Below are 11,690 nucleotides of genomic sequence, written 5' to 3'. Positions count from 1 at the left end.
CACTGAAATCTGGTAATGCAAGATCTAACAATATAACATCGAAATTGCCTTCTTTTATTGACTTCAATCCTTCTTTTCCATCACTTATAACGTCACATGTAATATCTTCTTGACTTTCAAGGCATAAACTAACCATATCAGCTATGTCCTTGTTATCGTCTATCAACAACACTCTCATATTACGCACGCATCTCCTCAATCTCCACCACTTGCTTTCCTTTTTGGGATAGCGTGAATTTTATTGCCGCACCACCTCTATAAGACTTATCAAGCCAAATCTTTCCACCATGAGCATCAATTATGCCCTTACATATAACCAATCCAAGTCCAGTACCTGCATGTCTACGGGTGAGTCCAGTATCAATTTGATAAAATTTCTGAAAAAGTTTGTCTGCTTTATCCGGATTAATACCTATACCGTTGTCTTCTACACTGAATAGAGTCATATCATTATTATTCCCATTATCATCTCTCTGAACCCTCACAATTATCTTCCCATTTCCATTATCCGGCACAAAGTCTATTGAATTCTTAACTAAATTGAACAAAACTTGCTCAATCCTATTTGGGTCACAAAAAACAGTTCCATTCGCTTTTATATCTTCTTTAAGGTCTATTCGCTTCCGATCAACAAGTGGTCTCAGTTCAGCAATTATCCCATTGACCATTTTAGTAATATCTGTATCCGTCATAGAAAACTTTAACTTTCCTATATCAAGCTTATAGACATCCATTACATCATCAACTAATGTTTGCAATTTCGCTATATTTCTATCCATTGCTCCTATGGCATTCTTTTGTAGCTCATTTAATTCGGCTCTCATAATCTTTGGTCTTTGCAACATTTGCACATATCCTTTAAGTGGCACTAAGGGGGTCTTTAATTCATGACTTATCATGGAAATGAATTCTTCTTTTGCTCTTTCAGTTGCTAAAAGCTGTTCATTTGCATGTTCAAGTTGCCTATTTGCTTCTTTAACTTTCATATACAATTCGGTCTGCTGCCACAGACTCTCAAAGATTGACAAGTAAGACAAGACAGTTGGTTCGCTATTAGAATAAGTCGCAGACCCTGTCGCCTCTAAGAAATTATCTTTTGAATCATCAATTTTCTCTATTGCCAAGGATTCTTTTCTATCAATAACCACGATGGTGACAGTAGTGATCGTGACTCCTGTGATCCTCTCGATAGGTCGGATAGCGAGTTTTGCCTGTTCCAATTCTACTATATTACTTATTTTTTGCTCAATATCGTCATTAGTCGGGGTTAGGATCCTAACGTTGATATTACGAGATAAAGCTGCTTCTTTTAGTAATCGTATTATCCCTAGACGTTCCTCGCGATAAAATGCATTAATTGTAGGAAGTACTAACAATACTTCCTCTTTAGCTTGCTTTACCAGATTAATGAACATTTCCAGTATCCTTGAAGGAACCTGAATAACTTGTGTAGCACCCAGGATTATATCTTCTTCAATTTCTCTAATTCTTACTTCAGATGGAATTGCTCTATTCCACAGAGTTTCAAACAGATACTGTTGCTGTTCTACTATAGTGCTAACATTACTGTAAATGAGTTGAAAAATAGATTGATTTTCCTTTAGTGTTGCACTGGCTAAATATACTCTATCGTCGTATATCGAAAAGTTGCCCTTTATTCCGTCTAAATGACGCAGCTCTGTGAATTTTGATAGCTGTTTGCAGTAAGATAAGTTATTTGGAGTTATCTCGGTTAGGTATTTGAAACTAATTCCTCGATTCCTAGCGGCTTCAATCGCTTTTTGAAAAATCTCAATAGATACAGACGGGGCACTAGAATCTGTACAAGAATCACATTTGTACTTTGAATTAGACAGAACCTGTAAGACTATTTTAGTAGTATTTTCATATCCTGTGAATACTTCTGTTTGTTCTGAAGTCAAATCGTCAGAACAGAATGTCAAACCTGATCGTTCTACCTCTAAGTGATTACATTCATCAGATAGGCCTAGGTCTATAGTAAATTGGGGGTCCTGCTCTCGAAGCTGTTTCAAGCCCTAATAAGATCATTACTAACCCTAATCCAATCGTTGGACGGATTAGATATTTAAACATGAGATTAAATTAGGCTAAGTCCCTATTTAAGTTTGGTACAGAATGATTCTGATATAGAAATTGTACTGTTATAATTCAAAAAGTTACTCTGCAAAAGTCCAACCGCTTTAAAAGATGTGAATTGTGGAAGTTGTGGCCAACAAACCGCACTTGAGAGTGTATTTTAATGTCTTATGAACAGGAAGAATCTAGTAAACTAACCGAGGCACAAAAAGAGATGGTGAGAGAATCCCGATAATTCTCTCTACGGTTCCCTATACGATATATTCATTAGGTGATCTCTTGTCATCATGTTTGCATTCCTTATATTCTATGATAACAGAAACCATCGCTGTTTCAGTTTTGCGAGAGTACGAACTTTTATCTTGTTGTGAGTACATTCAACTATAAGATATCAAAATGTTTTCAGAGAAAGAGGTGGAATATCTTAAGTCACAGCATATTCTAAGGATAGCAACTGCTGCTGCACCTACAACCTCAAAGGTAGAAATAGAAAACTCGTCTATACAGCCTGATGTTGTTCCAGTTGGCTTTGATTTTGATGGCGAATACATTTATGTTGGTGGGATGAATATCCAGAACTCTACTAAATACAAAAATGTCCTAAAGAACGTTAAGGTTGCACTTGTAGTTGATGACATGAAGAGTGTAGATCCATGGGATCCTCGAGGTTTAAAGATTTATGGGATTGCAGACGTTGTTACCAGAAAAGGAGGCTACATGGAAGGGACCGGTCATGCCAATCCTACTTACATCAGGATCCTTCCTAAAAAGAAGTGGAGTTGGGGCATAGACGAACCTGTATTCGTAGAAGGTAAGTTTAATGTGAAAAGTGTGAAGAAAAATTAGAAGAAAAATTTATTCATCTTATCGTAGTAAATTCTACATTACTATTCTATGTTACTGTAAACAGCTTCTTGAGTGAGTTGATCTTTATGCTGTACACATAAGAATTGCTTTCTTATCAATTCTTTGTCCCACACTGTCCCACAGCGCGCAGTATGTATGTTAGATATACCTTCAAATTTCCTGAACTTAAACCCTAGTCTGTTGGAAAGACTTATCAATACTAACTTCCTTCCCTTAACTAGATGGCGACCCGGCCGCCTCTGCTTAATGATAGTGTAACTGGTACCTGTCTTCCATTTATTAGAGGCTGGTGCTATTTTAAGGTAATAATTACGGAAGGCAAACAAATACTTGGTTGGAAAAAATTTACAGATGGGCTTGTTTCAAATCTTGTCACGAATGATGTTAAGTTTATTAAAACTGATTCGTTAGGGATGGTTTCTGCAAATGAACAGAGATTTACACGCCCAAGTTTTTTCCATGGAATAGTAAAACCTTTGCATATAAAACAGTCTGGACTAAGGAAGATCTATGCTGTCTTTGTTATATCTTTGCGCATAATCTATACCACCAATTTTGATCTATTTAATGGATACGGCAGACCTTATATGGTTGTCAATGGAAATGGAGGTTACTGTTTTAGAGAAAAATAAAATAAAATGACTATCGTAGCACGATCCCACATCACGAAAGATATTCCAAAGGTAGAACATTAAGTCATGTCAAGATTATCCCATAGCTTCAATTCACTTTCCTCATTCTTTTCCAAAAATGAAACTCTAATTAAATATACAATCGTACCTTCTATCCCACTCTCGATAATATCAGTTCTATCTATTAATGCTAATACATGGGTATTGTCTGAAATACACCATTTTTATATTGAGATGTTTGCGGTAATACTCGCTGCAATACTCTCATTCTACTATATATCTCGTTATCGTACTTTAGATGACAAGTTCAGTCTTTTCCTTGGAATAGGATTTCTGACTAATGCATTAATTGATTTACTTCATACTACTGTATCTTATCAACTAATAAATGACCCACTATTTCTCAAATATTTTATACCACAGACATGGTTTGCAGGAAGGCTATTTCTCAGTGCTATGTTTGCAATTGCTATTGTGGGCTATCCAATATTAGCTAGAAAAGAAGATTTTACTAATAGTATCCCATATACTACAGCTTTAAGTCCAAAAAAGAATAGACTAGCATTACCACCTTCCTCTTTATCTGAACAAGAGAGAAAAAAGGAAGAAGAACAGAAACAAGAGAGAAAAGAAAGAGGAATACATCAAAAACTACTTGTAGTTGCTCTGGTTGTAGTTGCTATTGTAGCAGCAACTACTGCAATAAGTTCTCTTTTCATAGTTTTTCCTGGGATAGTATTGGATAACTTTCCCATACATAGGCCCTATGAAGTACCTCCATTGATATTATTTCTAATTGCTTTATTTTATGTTTACAAGAATCATCTTGATAAGAAAAGTGATGTCTTCTATAAAGGCCTAGTAGGTGCTATACTAATTGATGCCTTTGCTCAGCTTATAATGTGTTTTTCAACTGCTTCATTTGACACAGCACATAATGTAGCTCATATTCTCAAAGATGCATCTTATTTCGTTAATATAGTCGGGCTTGCATTATCGAGTATCAACTATAATCTAAGATTAAGACAAAGTAATATTCGCTTAGAAGAAGTAAATACTAGATTGAGAGAAAAAGAAGAACAAATACGTATTCAATATGAAAGATTAAAGGAGACTGATAAGATGAAAAATGAATTTATTAATATAGCCTCTCACGAATTGCGAACACCTATTCAGCCAATACTTAGTCTGTCAACAATACTTAGACCAGAAATACAAGATGAACGACAGCAAGGATTACTAGACATCGTTGTGAGAAACGCAAAACGGCTTCTAAATCTTACAGATGCCATATTGGATGTTACAAAGATCGAAAGCCAGTCACTAACACTAAAAAAAGAACGATTTGATTTAAACGATGTAATATTAAATGTGATGGACGATATAACATTAAGCACACCATTCCTTTGTAATGAAAGTGTGAAACTATCGTATGAGCCTCATCGAATCTTATTAGAAGCAGACAAAGCTAGGATAATTCAAGTCATTTCAAATCTACTAAGCAATTCCATAAAATTCACTGATGAAGGTATAATAACAATTAGATCCGAAGTAAAAAATAGTGAGGCTATAGTAAGCATAAAGGATACTGGTCAAGGCCTAGATCCTGTCATACTCCCACACTTATTCACAAAGTTCGTCACGAAATCGCCTTTACATGGCGTCCAGGGGGGAACCGGGTTAGGTCTGTTTATCTCCAAAAGTATAATTGAAGCTCATGGTGGCCAGATTTGGGCAACAAACAACAATAATGATTCTAATAATGATAATTATAATAATAATTCCTATAATGGTAAACAAGGAGCTACTTTTTACTTCACATTGCCACTACCTAAGAAAGAACAGCAGGAAAAACCACAACCACAACAACTACGACTGCAACCTAATTAGTTACAAACTAGTAATTATACCATTAACGGATTCACCCTTGTGTTTCCTCCATTCATCGCATTTGTTATATCATAACTGTGTATCACTGTTTCTAAATATTCTTACTAGTCTATGGGGTGTTAAAGAACCTCACTTAGGCCAAAGGATTCTTTTAGTTATTATCGATAAAACTGACAAACTAGCTAAGATTGAAATCAATATCAAGCCAATGACAGTATTTGACAACTTGGTATCTAATGCGACATTTATATAGAAAGAAGCTAGTGTAGCAAACTTTGGATCATTTGATTTTGTTCGCATAATCACTTGATATACACCAAGATCTGGGAATGTGTAATTTACAGAGTAATTACCTTTATCATCAGATAAACCATCAAATTTGATGACTCTTTCCTTCCCACTACTAAAGCTATTACCTATTATGGCAACTAAGACCAACACTTTTTTGAAAGCTACATCAGTACGTAAATCAGTTATTGTAAACCGCATCTGAGTAGGAGTATTTATGATCGGGTTCTGCGGTGAATGATTAAACAGGATCTTCACATTTCTTTCGTTATCTTTCCACATTTGGGTATCCGCTGTAAATTGGGCATAGGCAGATTTTGTAAAAGTGTCAATATTAATTGTCACCATTATCAATAGTAACGACACCAAAACAAACCTCATGATAAGCTCACAAAACAGTTTCATTAAGGAGCTTTTTCCAGGTACTTCTTTGAGCATTAGTATTTTTTCAATTATAAAGAATTCTAATCGAATCATTTGATGGTCTATAACCAGGTCAAGTACTATGGAGATAAAAAAATATTGTAGAACATAAAGGCTATATTCTAATCAAAGTATGTTCTACTACTCAAGTTTTCTATTCACTAGGACAAGACAATTCTGTCAATGTCAAAAGAGCAGTTCTATGAGTATCTGCATTATCCTGTTTACTCATTTCACATTATTGTTATTAATAATCATTATTAGCTTCATCATTCTTATAATCCAATTTCTCGTCAATCTTTGCAATTCCTTGTAGCGCTCATACTTTGTCCACTTGGGAAGCACAAACCACTGTTGTATCCCAATGCCTAACCAGACTAAGAATATTATAATAAGAACAATTCTTACAAGAGCAAATTCATGTCCAAATTGGCCAAAGATCACAGCACCATTACCAAAAAGATTGTAGGACCTAGCACTGCAAAGGCAATTACGAATGAAATAGGTGGAAGTATCATGAGTGTTAATATCATCAATATAAACATCTTTTCTGTTTTGTTAAGCTGGGAAATTATCCCGTCTATTATCAGAAATAGATTCTCATCTGGACTTCTTTTGTTATTGGAACTATTCGAACTATCCACTGGCCAGTATGACTCATTTTTGACTAAAAAGACAGCAGTAACCTAGTTATGTATCCTATAGTTGTTGTGACTTCTATTTGGTTATCCATTATTACTCATTTCTCTCCTAGGAAATAATGCTTCATAAGGCTCTAAGATCTCCCTCAGAATTGCTCCGCCTTTTTGTGAAACTCTATATTTTATTATAGTTTTACTGCCCCACTCTTCTTCGATTCTTGCTATGATTTTTTTTCTACCAAGTCTTCGATTATTTATTTGTGTTTCACATTGTTCAGGCCACAGTAGCATGAGTTTGCTTTGATTAAGTTCTCCGTATTCATAAAGCTTGAACAAAATATCCTTTCTTATGTATATTCTGTCCCTTGACTGATACAACTTTAATAAATCAAAGCATGCACACGAAAAGATACATATGCTCCTTTATTGAGAGAAAAAAAGAATAATGGACTGGAACAAAATAAAGAAAAAATTTTCAAAAGCAAACGAAAAGCGCCTAGCTGTGATCAGACCTACAGAAGGAGAGAAGTTTAGTGTGGAAAATCAAATTGCAAGCGATGTACGTCTAAGCAATAATTCTGCTAAACCACATGTTCAAGAACAGCCATTATCCGATAACCTATTAGAAGAACGAGTGACTTCTGAGGAACCCAAAGTAATCAATGATGCTAAAGATGAAAACCGTATTGGGAATACAACTGTTCCAACCCAAATGAACAATAAAGACTATGTGCTTAATGTTCTAAACGACTTGCCAGAACAATGGATAGGAAAAGAAATGAACTTGCATTTAATAGCAGATAAAAAGGATGCCACCTGGGTCGTGAACAGAATATTTCAGGATGTAGAGAGAGGTTTGATTAATGCACGATTTTCAGTTGAAGAATCTAATCATCTATGTGACATTAGACTAGTATTGAAGGTTGTGCCGGGACTTGCAAGCTTTCCATCTGCAGTCGCAGCTATTAATCCTGTATTTTCTTTTATTCTAGCAGATATAAAATCAGAGGTTGTCTCAAGAAGGAAAAAAATTCTGGGAGTACCTAGGTATTAAAATATTTTCAGTATACTCTATAGATAAAATGAATACTACCCAGGGAATTTATTATTGAAGAATTAAGCATTGAATGTAGCCATCGGTACTATAGTCAAAATTTTAGGCCAGCTTCGAATTAGACCATCAAATTTATATAATACTTTACTACAAACTGTAAGATTGGGACTAGTTTTCACTATATCCAGACACTGAATATCAACCCTAGTAGGAGGGGTAAGCATACCTCAAAAATTAATTCTGCTGTGATCTATAGTAGATTATCTTTTCTGTATTGATAGATAGACTTTTTGTGTCTGTTGGATACTGTGCAAAATGGATTAATTGAACTTTGAGCTTTTAGTACATGACAATCGTTACAGAATAGTTAAACGCAACCTCAACTGTCTTTTGTACATGAGTGATGATGAAATACCAGAAGATATAAATATCCACAAACAAATTTGGGGCAAAGACGCAAATAAGGTCATATATGGCAAGAAAACAGAGGACGATGAGGAGCGATGTCCAATATGTAATTCACGGATTGATGAATTTGGTTATTGTGGATGTGGAGGAAAGTTAGGGGTTGGTTAGCTAAAATGGGCCGAAACTAATTTTTGTAGAATCCAACAGTTCAGAATTAGGATAGCTGCAATTTGAACGAATAAATGAATATTTGAAATTAACAGACCTTGGCCGTAGATCCTATACAAGTGATAATTTTGCACAAACTGTTTGATTTAATTTTCGTTAATTTTTGAAGGGATACTGAACGTAAAGGTAGCTCCGACTTGCTCCATGTTGGAATCTGCGTTATTCTTGGCCCATATTCTACCCCCATGAGCCTCGACAATGCTTTTCGATATATACAAACCCAATCCTGTGCCCGTATTCGATTTGGTGGTAAACTTTGTAAATAGCTTAGGCAATATTTCAGAATGAATACCAGTCCCAACATCTGATACACTAACAAAGATCTCATTATCTTTCCTTTCAGTTATGATAGAAATTGTGCCTTCTATTGTGAATTTAATAGCGTTGCTCAGTAGGTTAGAAAGTACTTGGTGAATTCTGGTTCTATCCGCTTCTACCCATAAAGCTTCATTGGAGACTATTTCTAATTGTATATTTTTACCATCGGTATTTTCCTTTGCGAGCTGATTTTTATAATCTTCTACAGCATCGCTAATTAATTGATTCAGGTTGAATTTTTCTTTGTTTAGCATTAGTGATTGGCTTTCAATTTTAGTTATATCCAAAATGTCTTGTGTTAGTCTTCCCAATCTTTTTGCATTTCTAATTATAACATCCAAAAATTCGTCATGCATTTGTTGTTGATTTTCTAGTCCTCCAACTTTTTTGGATCGAAGAACTTCTGATAATCCAATTATTGGTTGGATAGGAGTTCTTAATTCATGAGCTGCTATGTTGATAAATTCTTTTTGCATCTTATCATGAATTTTCAATTGCTCATTGGCAACTGCAAGTCTTTGATTAGACAAGTCTAATGCTGTAGTTCTTCTTGTCACTTCGCTGTCAAGGACTATATTCCATTTTATGAGGATTATTATCAGAATCGCTATCGCAGAAAATGTTCCGCCAAGAAGCATAAACATCTTTACCTGTTCATTAGAAAGTGATACATTTACATCAGAATAGACTTGTGCGAGGGGTGTCACCATAGAAATGAAGTACGTATATTTACCATTCACCAATATAGGATAGCTGGTAGCTAATCTTTCACCCCTGCCATAGTCATATGTCGCTGAACCAGGAGTACCCGCTAGCAAGTTACGTGTTAAATTGTTTAAAATTGGATTATGATTGATAAACTGTTGAGCATAGTCGTCAAAAAAATTATGTCCTATGAATGTGTTGCCTGCACCATTTGCCAACATAGTTCCGTTCAAATCATAAGCTACCAAAAATTGTGTATTTATGTGCTCAACATTTCCATAGTGCGCAAAGAAAGATTCTGAAGGTATAGAGGCTCGATTGTACCTATATATTGACCAGTGTGTCTACTAATAATTGGATAGGACATGTAAATCATAAAGATCCCTTGTCTTTCAAAATCGCTTGAAAAAATAGGCTTAAGAGCTTGCCTTGAATTTACGACCCAATCTCTCAATGAATAGTCAGCTCCTACCATGGCTCCCTCTGATCCTGCTGGAGAAAGAGAGATTGTCACGATGTTGTCTTTATCCAGCACAAACAGGCTCTTTATAACACTATCAAATTGTATGTACTTTTCTTCCATCAGTTTTGTTGCATTGTTCCCGTAAAGGTTACCTTGCTGCATATATATAGAATTAGCTAACCCATCTAGCATGCCAAGGATCAAATTCAAATCAGAGCCTATGTGCAAAGATATATCACGTGTAGATGCCACTTGACGTTGTGTTTGCTGCAACAATAAATTATTTTTAATATCATTTATGGTAATATCTTGGACATATAATAATGAAGCAAGAGAAAAGACAATAATTACAACTGTAGAAATAATGCCTATTTCCCTTATTCTGCTAGAGAATATTGACACGAATGTATAATTATATGTAGACCTCCTTAAAAAGGTGAAACCAAAACAGCAACAGCTAGCCTCAGTAGAACCTGAATACCTCAATCATCTTAGCGACATCAACGATCCAAACCTACTTGATAAGATAATCAAATACCTAGAGAACACGAGGGAGGTGCGAGAAGTGCGAATCATGCAATCACATAATAACAAAAAACACTGGGTCCTGAATGTTTAAGATGGTTCAATGTCATTACTTTGGCGCCTAGCCACTGAATTGAAAGTGCTATCTATGTAGATCATATGCCCCAAAGCGATATAACTTCACTCTAATGCCCCATGTATGATACGTGGGACAATGGATCACAAGAAGTGGTCTAAGTATGGTGTTGTTGGAGAGTCCTCAAAAAGAGTCTTTCGAAGAGTCAATTTGTTACACTATCCAATAAGGGATAGTTACTAGTATAATAGCAAGCATGAATAGTTTAGTTCAGATAGGTGCCAAGTTTGTCACGGCGACATTCCTAATCACGAACATGCCCAATGTAGTCAAATACCTAATGAGAGAGTCCACGACTTATGTTAGTAGGTGTAGATACATTCTGACGAAAAAGAAAGAGGAAAGGTTTGATCATCCTCTGGCGGAACAGCAAATTTTGGTGGTACTGGCAGCAATGGCGTTAACAGTTGACGAACACTACCCGGTCTGGCGACAGCCTGTAGTGCAAATCAAACGTAGAACACACATCCTCAGTGGACAGAAGATGGATTAAAGTATTTTTAAAATCTTAACACAATATTACTCATCCGGCCTCTTTCAACTAACTGTCAATAAATTTCTGCCAAGCAGCTAACTGTCATTTTTTGGTTTGCGATGACGATTATATAGCTAGTGTGTATTTTATATAAATGCAACAGTTGCAAAATAGATATAATGAAAACCATTAGCAAATTGGTATAGCCGATCAAAAAGAGCTATAATGATGAATTAAAGTAATTAAGCACAAAACAATTATGTAATAGAATATTAATTGAATAAGATACAGGAAGGCCTTGAATGGAGGCCTGAACAAATAGACTGTATGCCCAATCTTCTACAAAGCGTTTGATGTCTTAATGGATAAAGCAGTTAAGGCAATAAAATGTATTAATCTAATCATTAGATGAAATATGGTTTGGCTGTGAACCTGTTTTTCTCCAATTCACGTTCAAAATTGTTATTCTTGCATTAATATTATAGATGCTAATCTTAACATTGTTAGGGTTGGCACCTTCTGAAGCCTTTACCGCCTTCA

General features: G+C 35.4%; 13 protein-coding genes. 7 read left to right on the top strand and 6 right to left on the bottom strand.

Translation table 11 applies throughout. From position 1 onward, the window contains the following. Together DYY65_RS13015 and DYY65_RS07855 are read right to left on the bottom strand one after the other, a co-directional pair. On the bottom strand, positions 1-178 hold a 178-nt coding region (locus tag DYY65_RS13015; protein ID WP_162477421.1), incomplete at its 3' end, for a response regulator. A gap of 1 nt (position 179) precedes the next feature. Then, complete coding sequence (locus tag DYY65_RS07855) at positions 180-2,033, bottom strand: ATP-binding protein (RefSeq protein WP_162477420.1); 1,854 nt, start codon at positions 2,031-2,033, stop codon at positions 180-182. Positions 2,034-2,493: 460 nt separating this feature from the next. On the opposite strand from DYY65_RS07855, the gene DYY65_RS07850 reads away from it, so the two are divergent. The 3 genes from DYY65_RS07850 (at position 2,494) to DYY65_RS07840 (ending at position 5,486) form a co-directional block, all read left to right on the top strand. Next, positions 2,494-2,943: a PPOX class F420-dependent oxidoreductase gene (locus DYY65_RS07850; RefSeq protein WP_162477419.1), complete on the top strand. Its 450-nt coding sequence runs from the start codon at positions 2,494-2,496 to the stop codon at positions 2,941-2,943. 242 nt (positions 2,944-3,185) lie between these two features. Next, entirely contained in the window at positions 3,186-3,596 is a 411-nt protein-coding gene (locus DYY65_RS07845; RefSeq protein ID WP_162477418.1) for a hypothetical protein, read from the top strand. A gap of 66 nt (positions 3,597-3,662) precedes the next feature. Next, positions 3,663-5,486, top strand: a complete 1,824-nt coding sequence (locus DYY65_RS07840) for a sensor histidine kinase (protein WP_162477417.1) — start codon at positions 3,663-3,665, stop codon at positions 5,484-5,486. Positions 5,487-5,615: 129 nt separating this feature from the next. Here the strand turns inward: DYY65_RS07840 and DYY65_RS07835 are convergent, their stop codons facing one another. After that, on the bottom strand, positions 5,616-6,122 hold the full coding sequence (locus DYY65_RS07835) for a hypothetical protein (RefSeq protein ID WP_162477416.1): 507 nt from the start codon (positions 6,120-6,122) through the stop codon (positions 5,616-5,618). 495 nt (positions 6,123-6,617) lie between these two features. On the opposite strand from DYY65_RS07835, the gene DYY65_RS07830 reads away from it, so the two are divergent. Then, positions 6,618-6,887 carry a hypothetical protein gene (locus DYY65_RS07830; protein ID WP_162477415.1) on the top strand — a complete coding sequence of 90 codons (270 nt, stop codon included), beginning with the start codon at positions 6,618-6,620 and terminating at the stop codon, positions 6,885-6,887. A 35-nt stretch (positions 6,888-6,922) separates the two neighbouring features. Here DYY65_RS07830 and DYY65_RS07825 read toward each other — a convergent pair whose 3' ends face one another. Then, complete coding sequence (locus DYY65_RS07825) at positions 6,923-7,174, bottom strand: hypothetical protein (RefSeq protein ID WP_236561731.1); 252 nt, start codon at positions 7,172-7,174, stop codon at positions 6,923-6,925. A gap of 109 nt (positions 7,175-7,283) precedes the next feature. On the opposite strand from DYY65_RS07825, the gene DYY65_RS07820 reads away from it, so the two are divergent. After that, positions 7,284-7,892: a hypothetical protein gene (locus DYY65_RS07820; RefSeq protein WP_162477414.1), complete on the top strand. Its 609-nt coding sequence runs from the start codon at positions 7,284-7,286 to the stop codon at positions 7,890-7,892. Between the two features lie 396 nt (positions 7,893-8,288). Continuing rightward, entirely contained in the window at positions 8,289-8,468 is a 180-nt protein-coding gene (locus tag DYY65_RS07815; protein WP_162477413.1) for a hypothetical protein, read from the top strand. 146 nt (positions 8,469-8,614) lie between these two features. Here DYY65_RS07815 and DYY65_RS07810 read toward each other — a convergent pair whose 3' ends face one another. Together DYY65_RS07810 and DYY65_RS07805 are read right to left on the bottom strand one after the other, a co-directional pair. After that, positions 8,615-9,799: a sensor histidine kinase gene (locus DYY65_RS07810; RefSeq protein ID WP_162477412.1), complete on the bottom strand. Its 1,185-nt coding sequence runs from the start codon at positions 9,797-9,799 to the stop codon at positions 8,615-8,617. An 11-nt stretch (positions 9,800-9,810) separates the two neighbouring features. Next, positions 9,811-10,416 carry a hypothetical protein gene (locus DYY65_RS07805; RefSeq protein ID WP_162477411.1) on the bottom strand — a complete coding sequence of 202 codons (606 nt, stop codon included), beginning with the start codon at positions 10,414-10,416 and terminating at the stop codon, positions 9,811-9,813. Between the two features lie 455 nt (positions 10,417-10,871). On the opposite strand from DYY65_RS07805, the gene DYY65_RS07800 reads away from it, so the two are divergent. Beyond that, positions 10,872-11,168, top strand: a complete 297-nt coding sequence (locus DYY65_RS07800; protein WP_162477410.1) for a hypothetical protein — start codon at positions 10,872-10,874, stop codon at positions 11,166-11,168. The last annotated feature ends 522 nt before the right edge of the window (positions 11,169-11,690 follow it).

Source organism: Nitrososphaera sp. AFS (assembly GCF_009898475.1).
In the GTDB taxonomy this organism is placed as follows: Archaea; Thermoproteota; Nitrososphaeria; order Nitrososphaerales; family Nitrososphaeraceae; genus Nitrosopolaris.
This window is presented reverse-complemented; position numbering and strand designations above follow the sequence as displayed.

What these genes read in the sequence shown, in the direction of transcription:
- DYY65_RS07850 (WP_162477419.1), top strand. Translation starts at nt 2,494, where the DNA reads ATGTTTTCAGAGAAAGAGGTGGAATATCTTAAGTCACAGCATATTCTA.
- DYY65_RS07845 (WP_162477418.1), top strand. Translation starts at nt 3,186, where the DNA reads ATGGCGACCCGGCCGCCTCTGCTTAATGATAGTGTAACTGGTACCTGT.
- DYY65_RS07840 (WP_162477417.1), top strand. Translation starts at nt 3,663, where the DNA reads ATGTCAAGATTATCCCATAGCTTCAATTCACTTTCCTCATTCTTTTCC.
- DYY65_RS07835 (WP_162477416.1), bottom strand. Translation starts at nt 6,122, where the DNA reads ATGGTGACAATTAATATTGACACTTTTACAAAATCTGCCTATGCCCAA.
- DYY65_RS07830 (WP_162477415.1), top strand. Translation starts at nt 6,618, where the DNA reads ATGTCCAAATTGGCCAAAGATCACAGCACCATTACCAAAAAGATTGTA.
- DYY65_RS07820 (WP_162477414.1), top strand. Translation starts at nt 7,284, where the DNA reads ATGGACTGGAACAAAATAAAGAAAAAATTTTCAAAAGCAAACGAAAAG.
- DYY65_RS07815 (WP_162477413.1), top strand. Translation starts at nt 8,289, where the DNA reads ATGAGTGATGATGAAATACCAGAAGATATAAATATCCACAAACAAATT.
- DYY65_RS07800 (WP_162477410.1), top strand. Translation starts at nt 10,872, where the DNA reads ATGAATAGTTTAGTTCAGATAGGTGCCAAGTTTGTCACGGCGACATTC.